The organism is Candidatus Methanomethylophilaceae archaeon (genome assembly GCA_017524805.1).
Lineage (GTDB): Archaea > Thermoplasmatota > Thermoplasmata > Methanomassiliicoccales > Methanomethylophilaceae > Methanoprimaticola.
In genome coordinates, this window is sequence record JAFXUX010000025.1 from 1 (window position 1) to 15,857 (window position 15,857).

16 protein-coding genes and 1 pseudogene are annotated in these 15,857 nt (G+C 52.3%); 14 read left to right on the plus strand and 3 right to left on the minus strand.

What is annotated here, in order from left to right; genetic code table 11:
* Positions 1–427 precede the first annotated feature (427 nt).
* The 5 genes and pseudogenes from IKP20_05160 to IKP20_05180 all read left to right on the plus strand — a co-directional run bounded on the left by IKP20_05160 (position 428) and on the right by IKP20_05180 (position 6,271).
* Positions 428–1,528 (plus strand): hypothetical protein, encoded by a 1,101-nt coding sequence (locus tag IKP20_05160; protein ID MBR4504340.1) that lies wholly within the window; start codon positions 428–430, stop codon positions 1,526–1,528.
* On the plus strand, positions 1,518–2,777 hold the full coding sequence (locus IKP20_05165; GenBank protein MBR4504341.1) for a DUF2791 family P-loop domain-containing protein: 1,260 nt from the start codon (positions 1,518–1,520) through the stop codon (positions 2,775–2,777). Before IKP20_05160 ends, IKP20_05165 begins: the two co-directional genes overlap by 11 nt.
* A gap of 798 nt (positions 2,778–3,575) precedes the next feature.
* Positions 3,576–4,214, plus strand: coding sequence for a cobalamin-dependent protein (locus tag IKP20_05170; GenBank protein MBR4504342.1), 639 nt, complete (start codon positions 3,576–3,578; stop codon positions 4,212–4,214).
* Positions 4,215–4,230: 16 nt separating this feature from the next.
* A pseudogene (locus IKP20_05175) lies at positions 4,231–5,646 on the plus strand (monomethylamine:corrinoid methyltransferase).
* Between the two features lie 115 nt (positions 5,647–5,761).
* Positions 5,762–6,271, plus strand: coding sequence for a nitroreductase family protein (locus tag IKP20_05180; protein ID MBR4504343.1), 510 nt, complete (start codon positions 5,762–5,764; stop codon positions 6,269–6,271).
* A gap of 29 nt (positions 6,272–6,300) precedes the next feature.
* Here IKP20_05180 and IKP20_05185 read toward each other — a convergent pair whose 3' ends face one another.
* Positions 6,301–6,858, minus strand: a complete 558-nt coding sequence (locus IKP20_05185; GenBank protein MBR4504344.1) for a flavodoxin family protein — start codon at positions 6,856–6,858, stop codon at positions 6,301–6,303.
* Positions 6,859–7,215: 357 nt separating this feature from the next.
* On the opposite strand from IKP20_05185, the gene IKP20_05190 reads away from it, so the two are divergent.
* The 6 genes from IKP20_05190 (at position 7,216) to IKP20_05215 (ending at position 11,871) form a co-directional block, all read left to right on the plus strand.
* Complete coding sequence (locus IKP20_05190; GenBank protein MBR4504345.1) at positions 7,216–8,037, plus strand: hypothetical protein; 822 nt, start codon at positions 7,216–7,218, stop codon at positions 8,035–8,037.
* Positions 8,038–8,046: 9 nt separating this feature from the next.
* Positions 8,047–9,105, plus strand: a complete 1,059-nt coding sequence (gene pylB, locus IKP20_05195) for a methylornithine synthase PylB (protein ID MBR4504346.1) — start codon at positions 8,047–8,049, stop codon at positions 9,103–9,105.
* A gap of 5 nt (positions 9,106–9,110) precedes the next feature.
* Positions 9,111–10,259, plus strand: coding sequence for a 3-methylornithine--L-lysine ligase PylC (gene pylC / locus IKP20_05200; protein MBR4504347.1), 1,149 nt, complete (start codon positions 9,111–9,113; stop codon positions 10,257–10,259).
* Positions 10,259–11,077 (plus strand): 3-methylornithyl-N6-L-lysine dehydrogenase PylD, encoded by an 819-nt coding sequence (gene pylD / locus IKP20_05205; protein MBR4504348.1) that lies wholly within the window; start codon positions 10,259–10,261, stop codon positions 11,075–11,077. Before pylC ends, pylD begins: the two co-directional genes overlap by 1 nt.
* A 117-nt stretch (positions 11,078–11,194) precedes the next feature.
* Complete coding sequence (locus tag IKP20_05210) at positions 11,195–11,536, plus strand: multidrug efflux SMR transporter (protein MBR4504349.1); 342 nt, start codon at positions 11,195–11,197, stop codon at positions 11,534–11,536.
* Positions 11,533–11,871 carry a multidrug efflux SMR transporter gene (locus tag IKP20_05215; protein ID MBR4504350.1) on the plus strand — a complete coding sequence of 113 codons (339 nt, stop codon included), beginning with the start codon at positions 11,533–11,535 and terminating at the stop codon, positions 11,869–11,871. The genes IKP20_05210 and IKP20_05215 overlap by 4 nt, the downstream gene beginning before the upstream one ends.
* 50 nt (positions 11,872–11,921) lie before the next feature.
* Here IKP20_05215 and IKP20_05220 read toward each other — a convergent pair whose 3' ends face one another.
* On the minus strand, positions 11,922–12,521 hold the full coding sequence (locus IKP20_05220; protein ID MBR4504351.1) for a flavodoxin family protein: 600 nt from the start codon (positions 12,519–12,521) through the stop codon (positions 11,922–11,924).
* Positions 12,522–12,604: 83 nt separating this feature from the next.
* Positions 12,605–13,168 carry a winged helix-turn-helix transcriptional regulator gene (locus IKP20_05225; GenBank protein MBR4504352.1) on the minus strand — a complete coding sequence of 188 codons (564 nt, stop codon included), beginning with the start codon at positions 13,166–13,168 and terminating at the stop codon, positions 12,605–12,607.
* A 555-nt stretch (positions 13,169–13,723) separates the two neighbouring features.
* Between IKP20_05225 and IKP20_05230 the strand changes: the two genes are divergently transcribed.
* Genes IKP20_05230 through IKP20_05240 form a run of 3 tightly spaced genes read left to right on the plus strand, consistent with a single transcriptional unit; the run spans position 13,724 to position 15,802 of the window.
* A complete protein-coding gene (locus IKP20_05230) occupies positions 13,724–14,368 on the plus strand; it encodes a B12-binding domain-containing protein (GenBank protein ID MBR4504353.1) in 645 nt (214 codons plus the stop codon).
* 30 nt (positions 14,369–14,398) lie between these two features.
* Complete coding sequence (gene mtbB, locus IKP20_05235; GenBank protein MBR4504354.1) at positions 14,399–15,463, plus strand: [dimethylamine--corrinoid protein] Co-methyltransferase; 1,065 nt, start codon at positions 14,399–14,401, stop codon at positions 15,461–15,463.
* 18 nt (positions 15,464–15,481) lie between these two features.
* Complete coding sequence (locus tag IKP20_05240) at positions 15,482–15,802, plus strand: hypothetical protein (GenBank protein ID MBR4504355.1); 321 nt, start codon at positions 15,482–15,484, stop codon at positions 15,800–15,802.
* The last annotated feature ends 55 nt before the right edge of the window (positions 15,803–15,857 follow it).

Below are 15,857 nucleotides of genomic sequence, written 5' to 3' on the forward strand. Positions count from 1 at the left end.
GAGACGGCGGCCAGGGCGGCGAACGCTACCAGGGCGATCGCGGCCGCAGCGGCCCACCGGCGGCCGGAAACTTCGGATGTGAATGTCCACATGGGAATCAACACGCCTCGCGCGCTTTTAATGGTAGCGCACGCGCCCCCGGGCGTCCCCGAACCCGTAAGATGCCGTCCCGCCCCCGCCCCCCGCATGGAATGCCCCGCGTGCGGCCGCGACACCGGTCTGAACCCCTTCTCCATATGCCAGCTCTGCGGGAACGCCCTCCGGCGGCCCGAAGGATCAGGGAGAGGTCAGAACCAAGGATAGGCGCTGCGAGAAACGATAAATAATCCCGGGATTGCAGAGCGCTTAAGAAGAACGCCCCTGCCTGAAAAACAATATGGCCATATTTCTGCCATTGATTATATCGGCGAAATGCATCCGGAAATCGATGGCGGAAAGAATTCATGCGGCAAGATTCGTGGCCAAAGGAGTGACGGTGAGAATCGTCCAATTCGATTCGGGCGGTCTCAAATGCCCGATCCCAGATACGCCGAGAATCAAAGGGATGGCAGGCAGATGGGGGCCCACGGAACTTGGGGATTCCGACGTCACAATCAAAGCTATCTATAGGCCGGCCAGAATCCGTTTCCTCCAATGCGATGGCTCGGAATCCGAAGCGAATGCAGGCGGCCCGTATCCAATACCTATGCCGATCCGCGGATTCGAGGGGAAATGGGAGCCATTCGCGGTAGGATACAAAGACGTAACAGTGCGTGCTATTTACAGAGGCCCAAGCCACACAATAGTTTTGTTTGCCGATGGTAAGCGCTTCGCGACGGTGGGATGCCCTTCCGGAGAGTTTCCCAAGCTTCCCCAGCCACCCAGAAAGAAGGGATTCAAAGCAAGATGGCCGGCCTTCGATCCGACCCCTCGCAACATCAGGATTGAGGCCGTTTACGAGCCTATCTCTATCGTATGCCACACCGGCATAGGAAAAAGCATCGCAATAAAGTATGACCAAAATGGCTTCAGCCTTCCGCCAGTCCCCAAGAAACCCGGTTTCACAGGAAAATGGGAGGATTATTATCTCGGGACGTCAGACATCGACCTGAAACCGGTCTATATAAAAGCGGCTTCCAGCGTATCGGCACCGCAAGAATCGGCTGGAATAATCAGGGAGAACGTAAGGAAGGCGTTGGATGATCTCTATTTCGTATCCAAAATGTGGAGCTCCATTGAAGAGGAGCCGGCCGAAAAGGCGCCGAATCCCACATATGATATAAATTTGACGCACGATACGGAAGAAGAAACGGGTTGGGCCAGCTTCGCGGGAAAGCTGTCCCCGTTCCAGAAGGAATACCTGGCATCGCTGGCGGAAGGCTCCGATCCCAGCGCTGTGCTCAAAAAGCACGGGCAAATGAGGATGGCCGCGGAAGCCGAGCTGAACGCCCTGGCGGAATCGCTGCTGGGAGATCCGATAATAGACGGGGGAGAATTGGACCCGGACTATATCGGCGAGATTCTGGAGGTTGTGAAGGATGGGAACTAAAGTAGGGAAAAAATCAGCGACAACGATCGTCAAGGCCCTTTCATCCGGGGTGGTGCCGCCCAGAGGCGCCGAACAGATTGCCGTCGGAAGGCGCAACGAAATATGCGCTTTTGACAGAGACCTTGAAGACGCCGCGGAAGGCATCGGCGCATTCAGATTCATAATAGGGGAATACGGCTCCGGGAAGACCTTCTTGTCCCAGCTGATACGCACCCACTCGGCCGATATGGGCTTCATCGTCATGAACGCCGATCTGACCCCGTCCAGCAGACTGAAGGGAAGCAACGGCGAAGGGATCATGCTCTATCGCAAGCTGATATCCAGCGCGACAATGAAAGGCATGATGGACGGAGGGGCGATAGAAGCTCTGATTCAGACCTGGCTGTCCGGCGTCGAAACCAGAGCCTCGGAAAGGACCGGGATGCCTGTCCAAAATCTCCAGATAAGGGATGTGGAAACCCAGATCGGCTTGGAAACAGAGAAAATATCGATGCCGTTCTCCGCCGATTTCTTTAGAGTAATAATAAAGTATTATGTACGCAGCCGGGCGGATCGCGATGTGACGGATCAGCTCCGCTGGCTGGGCGGAGAATGCAATTCTCTCAAGGAATCCAAGGACAAGCTTGACATCGGATCCTGCGTCAAAGATGAGAACTGGTACATGTTCATCCGCCTATGGTCGGAATTCGCGGTGATGGCCGGATTCAAAGGCCTGGTTTTGATAATGGATCAGGCAGATGTGCTCTTGAAAACGGCGAATTCGGCCAGGAACGCCAATTATGAAATGATATTGGCGATGTACAACGATATCGCACAGGGGTATTCGCGCCATATGGCGGCATATATGTGCGGAACGCCCGAATTCCTCGAGAATCCGGTCACTGGGCTGTATAGCTATGGGGCGCTGAGAACCAGACTGGAGGAGAGCCGCTTCGAAAAGGGTCTGGACATCAATTCGGGGCCGGTGGTGAGGACAAAGCCGCTGACCGTCGAAGAACAGGAGGCGCTGCTTCTGAGAATACTGGAGCTGCATCAGATAGCGAACGAATATGAATCTGAGATCACACCGGAAATGGTGGAGAGGTATATGCTGTCCGTCAGATCGAATTCTGAGTCGGTGAGCCCGAGAATCCTTTCCAGAGATTTCATCGCGCTGCTGAACGTCTTGCGCGCCTATCCCGACAAAAATTTCGATGGCCTCTTGGAAGGAAGATCCGTAGAGACGGACACCGGGCAAGAATTCATCTAAGGTGTGATGCGGCCCGCCCGTGGCTTTGGGCCGCCCCATCACCTTTCCTATCATCTGCCGGAATGGGCGCGCCGCCGGCATCCGTTTCCGGATGGATGTTCAAATGCATAGTTTTAAATAATAGTGATTTTGAAAGGGGTTGCCCGCAAAAGATTCAGAGCCCAAGGATCGCTCCATCCTTTCTTTGTTCGATTCGATAATTCTTCATTTAATGTTATTGTTCAACTATTTTTAATAATATTTTACCAGAATATCCATCTAATAAATGATAAGACTCGACCGTCTTCAAGCTGCAAAGAACCTGCATCATTCATAGCTCAGATCTCGTTATTTCGGGATAAATATTGATGCGTCACTATAATCATATATCATATGGATTCTTTATTCCCTAAGACATTTATGCAATATTTAATTATTAATTTTAATAATAAATATCTGTTATTTATATAAAATTAATATTATTCTAAATTAAATAAAAATAAAATGATAAAATATTAAATATCCATTTCTAATGACTGTTTAATAGTTATTATCTAAATAATATATTATGTAAAATATTCTAATCTAATCTTTATATTATTTAAAACAATACTATAATAGGTGAGATTAACCTACTATTTTAAATATGATAAGATAACACGAAAAATCAAAAATGAGTATGATTAAATATGATATGATCGAACTATCGACCTTTATAGAAACTTATATATACTGATGATGTGATGTATAGTTCGCCGATGAGTCAAAGACTCGGAAGCACTCAACGCAAAGTGATTTGCGTATAGGGAGGAAACAAAAATGGCTAATGAAGAAATTATTGCGAATCTTAGAAAGTCGGTAGAAACCTGGGACTTCAAGCTGGCCCAGTCTGCAACCCAAGAAGCGATCGACGCTGGAATGTCGGTCGGAGAGATCATCGGAGAAGGACTCGGAAAGGGAATGGAAACCATCGGAATCAGGTTCGACAAGGCGGAGATCTACCTCCCCCAGGTCGTCGCAGCTTCCAAGGCAATGGAGGCCGCACTGAACGTCCTCAAGCCCCTCATGGAATCCGGATCCGGATCGCTCAAGGGAACCGTTGTTATGGGAACTGTCGAGGGAGACATCCACGAAATCGGAAAGAACGTTTGCTGCGCTATGCTCAGAGGCGCGGGCTACAACGTCATCGACCTTGGACCTGATGTGTCCGCTATGGACTTCATGGACGCCGCAGAGGAGAACGACGCTCAGGTTTGCGGAGGATCTGCCCTCATGACCACCACCCTCGAAGCTCAGAGAGAGCTCGTTGAGACCATCAAGGAAATGGACGCCCCCTACAAGGCAATATTCGGAGGAGCACCCTGCAGCCAGGAATGGTGCGACCAGATAGGTGCCGACGGATATTCCGAAACTGCGAATGAAATAATTGGGCTCGTTGACAGACTTACTGGAAACTGATTCGAGGTGTGAAAAAATGGCAGCAACAAGATTCCTCACCGTTACCGACGTTTACGAGAGATTCATCAAGGGAAAGAAGGTCCCCGAAGCAGATTGGGATTACAAGATCATTCCCGGAAACGCTACGGCTCTGAAAGAGAAGTACAACATCAAAATCGACACCTTCATTCCCGAAGACAAAGACCAGAAAGACGCTCTGTTCCAGGCAGGACTGGAGATGCTCGTCGAGACTGGTTACTACTGTCAGGATCTCGGCCGCGTCATGAAAGTGACGGAAGAAGAGGTCTTCGAAGGCATCAAGAGGGCTCCCAAGAAGCTCATACTCGGTGAGGGAAGGGACATCGCCAGGTTCTACCCCAGGCGCGGAAACTCACCTGTCAAACCGATCATTCAGGGAGGACCTACCGGATCCCCTCTGTCCGAGGACTACTTCGTGAAGATCATGCAGTCCTACGCCCAGGAGGGTATCGTAGATGACTTGGTCAACGGCGTCATGACTACCGTCGAAGGAAAACCCGCCAAGAGCAAGACCCCTTGGGAAATCCGTGCGACCATGCAAGAACTGAGAGCCACCAAAGAGGCAAGGACCAGAGCTCAGAGACCTGGACTCGGCGTCTAGGGACCTGAGACGCCTCTGTCCGAGGCCGCTAGGCTGGTCGCGGACTGTCCTTCCGCAGGGCACAGGATCACCGATGCCCACGAATGCTCCCAGCTGAATGAGCTCAAAATGGATATGACCGGGCTTAACATGCTCGCAGGATGGACCGTCTCCGGAGACACCATCATGGTCGAGCAGATGCCTATCTTCGGCGGATATACCGGCGGAGTCGAAGAGACCGCGATCTGCGATGTCGCAACCACGCTCGCATCTTTCGCGCTGTTCTCCGGGAACTTCCACCTGGACGGCCCTATCCACATCAGGTGGGGAACGACCATGGCCAAAGAGACCTTGCAGGTCGCAGGATGGGCATGCGCCGCTGTCGACGCCAACACAGACCTCCTGCTTGCCAACCAATACTACCCGATAGCAGGACCCTGCACGGAGATGTGTCTCCTCGAGACTGCCGCCCAGGCCATCAACGACACCGCCTCCGGAAGAGAGCTCCTCTCCGGATCTGCAGCAGCAAAAGGTGTCGTCCAAGACAAGACCACCGGAATGGAAGCCAGGATGATGGGTAACGCCGCAGCAGCCGCAGCCGGAATGAAAGTCTCTGAGGTCAACGAAATCCTCAGCAAGCTTGTTCCGCTCTACGAAGCCCACTACACCGATGCCCCAGCCGGAAAGACCTTCCAGGAGTGCTACGACGTCACCACCGTAAGGCCCACCAAGGAGTACCTTGAGGTCTACGACAAAGCCGCCGCAACCCTTGAGGGACTTGGGCTTGACCTCAGCAGATCCAACTGCTCTGGAATAAGGATCTGCAAAAACTGATTTTTAATAGCGTCCGGACATCCGGGCGCACTCTTCCTCCTTCAGGCTTTCGCTTCCTAGGCGAAAGCCGCTTATTTCTTCCGATTTGATATACTCGCAAACGCTTTCTCTTTTCATGTTCGCCGATTTGATTGCGAAAAGATATTCTGTAAGAGAATACAGCGATAAACCCGTGGAAGATGAGAAACTCAGAGCCATCCTTCAGGCCGGACGTCTGGCTCCCACCGCGAAGAACGCCCAACCCCAACGTATCTATGCCGTCAGAAGCGAGCGCATGCTCGGAAAGCTCCGCTCGGTATGCAGCATGACTTTCGGCGCTCCCGTCGTCATCATCATCTGCTCCGATCCCTCCGCCTCTTTTGTGAGCCCATTCTCCGAACGCAATTTCGGGGAGACCGATGCGGCCATCGTGACTGATCACATGATGCTGCAGGCCACGGAGCTCGGGCTCGGCACATGCTGGGTCGGTTGGTTCGACCCCAAGGAGATCAAAGAAGCCTTGGGCATCCCGGACAACCTAGAAGTCATGAATCTCCTTCCCGTAGGCTATCCTTCAGAGAATTCGAAACCTTCCCCGCGGCACAATGACAGGAAACCGCTGGAAGAGACCGTGACTGAGCTCTGAGCGCCTCCAGATAGGCCTCATAGACACCGTCACGATCGCATCTTTTTCCCGGCTTCATAAGCTTCCATCAGAGGCGATTCATCGATGAAATCGGAATCCGCGGGCATGAGATAGCTGAGATAGGTTATCCTGCCCACGGGCTCGAAAAGGAAATACTGATTCATCATCCTCTCGAACTCGGCGGATTCCTTCTCGACATTGGTCTCATCGGCGCCTGCCGTCAAGATGGTGATGAGCTTTTTTCCGCCATCCAAAACGGTGGATCTGTCGGTCATGAACGAATAGAAACGATCTGCGAAAGTCTTCAGAGCGCCATCGATCCTGGCGAAGCGTATCTGCCCTGATACTATCAGGCCATCTGATTGGCGTATTCTCTCCAAGATAGGGGATATATCATCCTTCATAACGCAATGGCCGTCGTTTCCCCTGCATGACTCGCAATTCTGGCATTGCCTGATGTTCAGATCGTTGAGACGGAAAATTTCCACCTCTTTCCCGGATTCGCGGGCGCCTTCGACCGCTCTCATGAACAATCTCTCGCCGAATCCCCCTTTCCTGGGGCTTGAGATGACAGCTATGATAGACACAAATAAGCATCTTGGATTCCATATACCTCAATTTCGATGGAGTTGGATTCGAAGCTGACCCATCGTTCGATGCCGTTAAATACAGAATAATCGATGACTGCACTATGTAGGCATAGACGAACAGAAGTATCTGCCCCAGCTGCGGCCGTTGCTGCCAGCTTGCGCTATGACTGTTCCGCCTAGTACAACTGCTCTCACAAAAACTATTTAAAGAAAGCGCTATATTTACGCAATGCTTAAATATTTGTTAAACTTCTTAGACCGCAACGGAGGGCGCTCCGGCGAGCAAACGGGTCTCTAAAACCTGTAAGCGGGGTTCGACCCCCCGGCCTTTCGCCATCTGTCATGGTCGATATTATGGGCATCAAATTCACGGATCCTCAGATACAGCATTTGATGGAATACGGAGACGAAAACTGGGCCGACGCGGAGTTCGAAGACGCCGCCGCCAGGGACAAAGCATTCTCAGCCAAGATGTCTGCTCTGAAATCCGCGAACGACAAGGGCTTGAAGGGCGTCATCTCAAACCCTTCCAACAATCTCACCGATCTGGCGAACGCCATAAGATCCAAGCTCAAAGCCAGAGGTTTCATCGAAGTCCACACCCCCATATTCGTATCCAAAGCCGCTTTGGCCAAGATGACCATCACCGCGGACCATCCCCTCTACAAGCAGGTCTTCTTCATCGACGACAAGAGGGCGCTGAGGCCTATGCACGCCATGAACCTGTACGCCGTCATGAGAAAGCTGAGAGACCACACCGACGGTCCGGTGAAGATATTCGAGATCGGCTCATGCTTCAGGAAGGAATCCAAGAGCTCCACCCATCTGGAGGAGTTCACGATGCTCAACCTCGTGGAATTGGGTCCGGACGGGGATGCCATGGAGCATCTCAAGACTTATATCGGCGACATCATGGATGCCGTCGGATTGGAATACGAAACGACCCGCGAAGAATCCGACGTTTATGTGGAGACCCTCGACGTGGAGATAAACGGGACCGAAGTCGCGTCGGGTGCCATCGGGCCCCACAAACTTGATCCGGCGCACGATATCCACGAGCCTTGGGCCGGGGTCGGCTTCGGACTTGAGCGCCTGCTCATGCTCAAAAATGGAAAAAGCAACGTGAGGAAGACCGGGAAGAGCACCACTTACGTCAACGGCTACAAGATGGACTGAGGAATAGACATGATATCTGATATTTTAGCGAATGCGGAGAAGGGATACCCTCTCGGATCCCGCGACATCTTCGAGCTGATGTCAATAACCAAGGACAACGAATTGAGGGAACTTTTCGACGCCGCGAAAAGGGTCCGCGACAGAACTTTCGGAAAGAAAATTTACACCTACGGATTCGTCTATTTCTCGACCTACTGCAAAAACAACTGCGCATTCTGCTACTACAGGACGACCAACAAGATCCAGGAGAGATACAGAAAGTCCAAGGAAGAGATCGTCGAACTCGCGGGATCCCTCCAAGACGCTGGCATCAATCTGGCCGATCTCACCATGGGCGAGGACCCGGAGATGTACGCCAACGGTTGCGAGCGTCTGCTGGACATCATCCACGCCGTCCACGAAGACGTCGGGATCAATATCATGGCCTCGCCAGGGGCGCTTCCTGAGCGCATGTTCCCCTTGGTCAGGGAGGCGGGCGCGGATTGGTACGCATGCTACCAGGAGACGTACAACAGAAAGCTCTTCGAATCCCTCAGGCTCAACCAAAGCTACGAAGACCGCCGCAACCAGAAGATCTGGGCCAGAAAGGCCGGGCTCCTCACCGAAGACGGGATGATGATCGGGCTCGGAGAGAGCGTCAAAGACCGCGCCAACACGATCCTCACCATGAGCACCCTCGGATGCGACCAGGTCAGGGCGATGACTTTCGTCCCGCAGCTGGGCACCCCCATGGAAAACAATGAGCCTTACGGCCCGACGGAAGAGCTGAAGGCGATAGCCGTCATGAGGCTGATGAACCACGACAAACTCATCCCCTGCAGCCTTGACGTCGAGGGCATCTCAGGCCTCAAGACCAGGATAAATGCGGGCGCCAATGTGGTCACATCCATTGTCCCTCCGAGCAAGAATCTGGCGGGAGTGGCGCAGCACGAACTGGACATCGAGAACGGGAACAGATCCGTAGAACATGTATTCGAGCTTCTCGAAGAGATGGGCCACAGGCATGCCACAAGCACCGAGTACAGAGCCTACCTGGATTCCCGCAGGGCAAGGATGGCTTCGAGATGACCCGCATCGCCATAGTCGGCGGCGCCCTCCAGGGGATGGAGGCGGTCCTGCTCTCAAAAGCGGCCGGATTTGAGACGGCAGTCCTCGACAGGAAGGAGAACGCCCCGGCGATGTCGATCTGCGACGAACCCATCCATTTGGATCCCACGAAAGACCCCGAAGGCGCCAGAAAGGTGTTCGAAGGATGCGATGCGATCATCCCTGCATGCGAGGAGATCGAACTCCTCAGATGCCTGGACTCGATGGTAACCGAAGTTCCGCTCCTTTTCGACCTCAAGTCCTATGAGATATCGAGCTCTAAGAACCGCTCCAACGAGATCATGGCGTCGGTTGGCGTCCCGCTTCCCAAGCCATGGCCGGAATGCGGATTCCCTGCGATCGTGAAGCCGTCGAGCCAAAGCGGAAGCATCGGGGTTGCCGTAGCCTGGAACGACGAGGACGTCAGGAAAGGGCTCGATTTCATAAAGAGCATCGGAGACGAGCCCGTGATGCAGGAATTCGTGCACGGAAAAAGCGTCTCCATCGAAGTCATAGGCAACGGCCAATCGGCCAGATCGTACGTCACAACCGAGGTCTGCCTAGACTCCAACTACGATTGCAAGATGGTCAGATGCAACCCTAACATACTTTCCCCGGAAGAGGACAGGGAGTTCGCCGGCATCGGCAGGAGAGTGGCCGAAGCCATGGGGCTCAGCGCGCTCATGGACGTGGAAGCCATAGACACCCCCAAGGGCCTGCGCGTATTGGAGATCGACGCGAGAATCCCGAGCCAGACGCCCGCGGCCATCGAAGCGGCCACCGGAATCAATCTCCTAGAGGAGCTCTGCGCCACCGCCATAGGGAAACCCACCGGAAAGCAGCCGAAAGAAGGATGCTCGGTGTATCGCCACGTCGTCTTCAAGGACGGTGTGCTCAGATCCAGCGGAGAGAAAGAATTCGGCCACGTCTGCCGGCCAAGGTTCGCTCCCGGGCTATTCGGATGCGACAACTCCATAACCGATTATGAGCCTGGGAAAAAAGAATGGAGAGCCACTCTGATATCCAAGGGCCGGACCGAAGCGGAAGCGGACGGAAAAGCCGCGTCATGCATAGAGAAAATAATCGACGCGTGCGGATGCTCCGGATTCCTGGACGGGACCCCGGAGGTGATCTGATGACCAGGCTCACCCCCGACATGATCGCCGGCGTTCCGGACGACAAGATCGATTTGGATTCCAAGCTCATCAGGATGTGCGGCACTACCGTGAAAGAGATGGCCATCCAGGCTGCCGGCCTCGAAGGAGACGTGGATCTCTCCGGATTCGATGTCGCAGTGGTTCCCATAACATCCGGGCTCGGTGTCATAGGAGGCTTCGCCAAATCCGTCGATGCCATAGTCAGAAGGCTCGGGATGGCGTCTCATGTGACCGATGGGACCGACGTCCAAGGTTTCTCGGAGGCCATAAGAGATGGCGCCGACCTCATAATGATGGCCGACGACACGATGTTCATCGCATACAATGTCCGCGAAGGGAAGCAGACCAAAAATTCCTGGGGCACCGCGATGGGATATTCGGTATGCCTGAAGAACGCTGCCGGAGGAGATCTGAATGGGAAGGATGTCCTCGTGATCGGCGCAGGATTCGTCGGAACCGAAGCGGTGCAGATCCTGAAAGCCATGGGCGCCAACGTTTCAGTCACCGACATCCTGTTCGAGAAGGCTGAGAGGCTTGAATCCCTGTATGGCGTCACCGCCCTCAGGGACGTGGAATCCGCGATTTCGTCCCACAAATACATACTGAACGCCGCTCCGGCATCCTTCCCGGGAAAAATCATGGCCGAAGGCTCCGTGATTTCCACGCCCGGAGTCCCGCACAATTTCGATGCCGAAGGAATGCGGAAAGCCAAAGCGATAATCCATGACCCTCTCGAAATTGGGACTGCGGTCATGGCTGTCAACAGCGCCGCGTTCACCCTGAAGAAAAACCTCTGAAAGCCGGGTTCCCGCCCGGCATCCCTTTTTTTTCTGTCTCGCAGCACGTTCAATTGTTAAGACATAAGGGCCCCAAACATCAGAGAATGATAAATACGGATTTATGAATCGTCAGCCATGATCAGCGCATCGCTGCTTTGGGTCATAGCCGGAGGGATTCTTGAGCCAGTATGGGTCGTCATGATGAAGAAGTACGACACCGCCAAGAATTACAGGTGGTTCTGGCTGGCCCTCACGGGGCTGTTCATGTATCTGAGTCCGATGTGCGTCGGAATGGCCATGAAAGACATGGACTTGGGGATAGCGTATTCGATGTGGACCGGCATGGGAGCGGTATTCACGATGATAGTCGGATATTTCCTCTACCATGAAAAGGTGGATCGCATTAAGATCGGGCTGGTATTCCTGATTCTCGTGGGCGTCGTCGGGCTCCATATATCATCCGGGGTGGCCGCATGAGCAAAGCATGGTTTTGGGTCCTCATCGGAGGCGTCTTCGAAACCTTGTGGGCGACCACGATGGATCTGTCTGACGGATTCTCGGATTTGTTTTGGACGGTCGTGACCATTCTCATACTTCCGATAAGCGTCGTTTTCCTGAACAAAGGCATGAGCATGGGCTTGCCCACCGGCCCTTCCTACTCAGTATGGGTGGGAATAGGCGCTATAGGCTCAGTCATCGTAGGAATGATTCTTTTCGGCGAATTCCCAAGCATATCAGGATATTTCTTCTTGCTCCTGATCATCGCCGGAGTGATAGGGCTGAATATGGTGACCAAAAGCGCCGAGGATTGAAAAAAAAACTGCCCCGAAATCAATCGGGGCAAAAATCATCCCCTAATGGATCACTGCTTTGCGCCGTGGTAATGGGGATCATATTCGCGATAATTCGTCCTGAACGTTTTCCCCAATTCCTTAGCCTGCTCGATGACATCATCGCAGGAGGACGCGACTCTGGAACCGCCCTGATCCGAAAAGACTATGGTCCCGACGATTTCCGCGCCAAGCATCCTGAATGTGTTCGCGATGTGATCGCAGACCTTCTGGCCCGATTCCTTGGGACCGCCGCATGTGACGACTATGACGGTCTTCTTCCCCGGCGGCAACTTCACGGAACCATCGGGGGCCATGAAGGAAAACAGCCTGTCCTCGAACATTTTGTACTGAGAACAAGGGCCGTCGAAATAAACCGGCGCAGAAATGACCAATGCATCCGCATCTTTTATGTCTTCTAAGACATCGGTCAGCTCATCTTCGATCACGCAATGGTTCTTGGATTTGCATGCCATGCAAGCGTTGCATCCATGAATGAGCATAGTGTGAAGGCTATGAAGAACAATCATATTGGTGGACAGCCCCATCGCTCCATCTATGACGCTGTTGACGATGGCCATCGAATTGCCTTTGGCTCTGGGGCTAGATACTATCGCCACTACTTTGCCCATGGTTCAGACATGAACTCTGTCATATTTAAAGAATTCAAGATTGGATGGCGGCACGGCCCATTAAGCCACAGGTTCATCCCGAATCATTTTTTGATTTTTCTGTTGTCCAAACGCTTCGGTTCCGTGGTGTAATCGTCATCGAGCGGAACGATGCTCAGATGAGTGTAGAACGGATCCTCATATTTGGAACCCATATAGCTGTTGATATCCAGCTCCATGTTGTTTAGGATGCGGATAAGGGTATTGCGCAGATGAAGAACATCTTCGCGCGGAATATTCTCAAAATATCTGTTGTTCAGGTCTGTAACGCCATTCATGACGCGATCGGCAAGCATTCTCCCTTCATCCGTGAGATAAATAGAATACTTCTTGCTGCTCTCCGTTTTGCGGTCGTCGTATATCAGATTCTTCTCTCTCAGAACTTTGATGACTCTGTTGGTGTTGGCAGTATCAAGATCCAAGAAACGCGAGAGGCTGACGAGAGTCTGACCATCCTGCAGCCTGAGGGCGATGAGATAAATCGCATGCGCACTTGTCAGTCCGTGATCTTTGACGAACTCAGTCATATTCTTGCGCATCTGGACGCTCATTCTATCGAAGAATGCTGGAAGAAAAGAATTCCAGTAGATGTCCTCTCCGCCACTCATAATAGATGTAATGACTAATCAATATTAATGCGATTCGATAACTATATAGTAACAATTGAAAACTGAACAAGCGCACCTTTATATCCCATGTAAGGAGTGCGCCACCCAGCATCTAATTTTCCTCGGAGTATTATGATGGATGAATCGATATATCCAGCCAACATGGCTGTTTTTAGTTAGCCTAAACAATAAAAAACAGAATAAAACCTCTTTGAAACAAGGATAATGCCCCATTTGAATGATTTTTTATGATTGAAATAGTGTTGAAATAATATATTTGTTTTAATAATAAAAATCGTATTAATTCTAAAATTAATGATAAATTTATTTTAATTAATACTAAATAATAAACAATTACAATTTTGCGATGAGCATTGTATTTAAACTGGTCTCTACTTGGATATATTGGTTATAATATTACAGATTAATTATATGGCGGATAAAGACATAGCGTGATTATTATATATCGAATCGTTGTTCCATTAATTGACGACTCAGCATTGTGAAAACAAAGCAGGTCGCTGGTACGCATCGCGTATCTGAAGGAGGAATAAAATGGCATTCGAAAATGAGACTCAGAAACTGCACGATGCACTTGTTTCGTGCAAAGTGCCCGACATTGCTAAAGCTGTTGATGAGGCCCACGCCGCAGGCATGCCCGCGACAGAGATCATCAACACCCTCGGAGGAACCATGTCCGAGGTTGGAGTTCTCTTCGAAAGAGGAAAGCTCTTCCTCCCGCACGTTCTGTCCGCCGCCGCAGGAATGAAGAAGGCAATGGAGACTCTCAACGACGAACTCTCTGCAGGCTCTGGCGGAAGCGACATCAAAGCGTCTGCTGTCATGGGAACTGTTGAAGGGGATGTTCACGACATCGGCAAATCGATCTGCTCCACTATGCTTCAGTGCGCCGGATTCGATGTGCACGATCTTGGAAGAGACGTTCCCCTCGGGAAATTCGTTGAGGAATGCAAAGCAGGATGCACATTCTGCGGAATGTCTGCTCTCATGACCACCACCATGGTCCAGATGAAGACCGTCATCGACAACCTCACCAACGAGGGAATCCGTGACAAAGTCACCGTCATGGTCGGAGGAGCCCCCATCACACAGGGATTCTGCGACAAAATCGGAGCGGACATCTACGGAGAATCTGCATCTGAGACTACGAGGAAAGCTCAAGAAGTCCTCGGAGCCTGAAATCTTTTCCCGAAAAAAGAAGGAAACGATATGACTGAGTACTACACAAGAATGGGAGACGGCCGCAGGGTCACCATGACCAAAGAGCAAATCATGACTGACATCCAAGCCGGGTCCGCTGACGCAGCCGATATGGCAAGTATCCCTGCGCTGGATGCCAACGACATGGAGCACATGTGCGAGATCATCATGGATCAGTGCAGGGTCGTTGGAGTAGAACCTGGACACGAAGTCGTCATGACCTACGATATCGGTCAGCTTGACTTCACTGGAGACAATGGGAACTCCGGAAACGGCGTCGACATGGGAAGGCTGGAAGCTGCTCTCCTGCACGAGAGGGCACTCGGAGCAGATACCTTCGAACTGGCCCACTCCGACTACTCAATCAAACCTGTAAAACCTGTGATTTCCATGGAAATGCAGACCATGGAAGAGATCCAGCAGGAAATCATCGCCCCCTACTTCTACGGTGCGATGCCCAACATGGGACTTTACTACGCTCCCGATGGACCTTACGGAAACCCCGCCGACCTCATGAGGGAATTCAAGATCGAAGAGTCCATGGCTTCCTCCGAAGCCGCTGCGGAGCACCTCGCCAGAGACATCGAATTCGTCACCACCAGGCTTCAGGCCGCTGGTTCCGATGGATTCAACTTCGACACCACCGGTTCCGCCGGTGACGCAGACTTCTGCGGAACTCTGAACGGAGTCAAGATCCTCAGGGAGAAATGCCCCGAGGCCTACATCAACGTCGGTGCCGCTGGAGAGTCTGTCATGGGAATCCACGGAATGATGGAGTTCGATGGCCAGATTGCCGCAGGAATGTACCCCCACCAGCAGGCAAAACTGATCGCCAAAGCCGGAGCCAACGTCTTCGGAGCTGTGTGCAACACCAACACCTCCAGATCCCTCGCTTGGAACCTCGGAAGGGCCGTCACCTTCATCAAGAAAGCCGTCGAAGACTCCCCCATACCCGTCCACGTGGACATGGGAATGGGTGTCGGAGGAATCCCCATGTTTGAGACCCCTCCGCTCGATGCCGTTGCCAGATGCAACAAAGCAATGGTCGAGATCGCCAAAGTCGATGGAGTTTAGGTCGGAGTCGGAGACCCCATGGGTATGGATATCCCCCACCTCGTCGCTTCCGGAATGGGAGGGATCAGGTCCGCCGGTGACCTCGTCGCCAGGATGATGTACACCAAGAGCATGAAACTCGATGATTGCAAAGAGTATGTCGCCAAGAAGCTCGGCGTCACTCCGATGGATCTCGGAGACGAATGCATCATGAGAGACCTCCGCGAAGAGCTCAAGCTCGGAAGCGTCACTGGAATACCCGGAGCCCCCCGTGGAATCGCCGCTAAGATGAACATCGAGAGCCTTCTCGACATCAAGATCAACAGCTGCGAGAAATTCCGCGAAAAGCTCAAAAGATGAACTCCGAACGAGGGGATTCGTCCCCTCAATCGGATGCATTGGACAATAACAAACA

Excerpts from the sequence above, each read along its gene's own strand:
- IKP20_05160 (MBR4504340.1), top strand. The coding sequence starts at position 428 with ATGGCGGAAAGAATTCATGCGGCAAGATTCGTGGCCAAAGGAGTGACG.
- IKP20_05165 (MBR4504341.1), top strand. The coding sequence starts at position 1,518 with ATGGGAACTAAAGTAGGGAAAAAATCAGCGACAACGATCGTCAAGGCC.
- IKP20_05170 (MBR4504342.1), top strand. The coding sequence starts at position 3,576 with ATGGCTAATGAAGAAATTATTGCGAATCTTAGAAAGTCGGTAGAAACC.
- IKP20_05180 (MBR4504343.1), top strand. The coding sequence starts at position 5,762 with ATGTTCGCCGATTTGATTGCGAAAAGATATTCTGTAAGAGAATACAGC.
- IKP20_05190 (MBR4504345.1), top strand. The coding sequence starts at position 7,216 with ATGGGCATCAAATTCACGGATCCTCAGATACAGCATTTGATGGAATAC.
- pylB (MBR4504346.1), top strand. The coding sequence starts at position 8,047 with ATGATATCTGATATTTTAGCGAATGCGGAGAAGGGATACCCTCTCGGA.
- pylD (MBR4504348.1), top strand. The coding sequence starts at position 10,259 with ATGACCAGGCTCACCCCCGACATGATCGCCGGCGTTCCGGACGACAAG.
- IKP20_05210 (MBR4504349.1), top strand. The coding sequence starts at position 11,195 with ATGATCAGCGCATCGCTGCTTTGGGTCATAGCCGGAGGGATTCTTGAG.
- IKP20_05215 (MBR4504350.1), top strand. The coding sequence starts at position 11,533 with ATGAGCAAAGCATGGTTTTGGGTCCTCATCGGAGGCGTCTTCGAAACC.
- IKP20_05220 (MBR4504351.1), bottom strand. The coding sequence starts at position 12,521 with ATGGGCAAAGTAGTGGCGATAGTATCTAGCCCCAGAGCCAAAGGCAAT.
- IKP20_05225 (MBR4504352.1), bottom strand. The coding sequence starts at position 13,168 with ATGAGTGGCGGAGAGGACATCTACTGGAATTCTTTTCTTCCAGCATTC.
- IKP20_05230 (MBR4504353.1), top strand. The coding sequence starts at position 13,724 with ATGGCATTCGAAAATGAGACTCAGAAACTGCACGATGCACTTGTTTCG.
- mtbB (MBR4504354.1), top strand. The coding sequence starts at position 14,399 with ATGACTGAGTACTACACAAGAATGGGAGACGGCCGCAGGGTCACCATG.
- IKP20_05240 (MBR4504355.1), top strand. The coding sequence starts at position 15,482 with ATGGGTATGGATATCCCCCACCTCGTCGCTTCCGGAATGGGAGGGATC.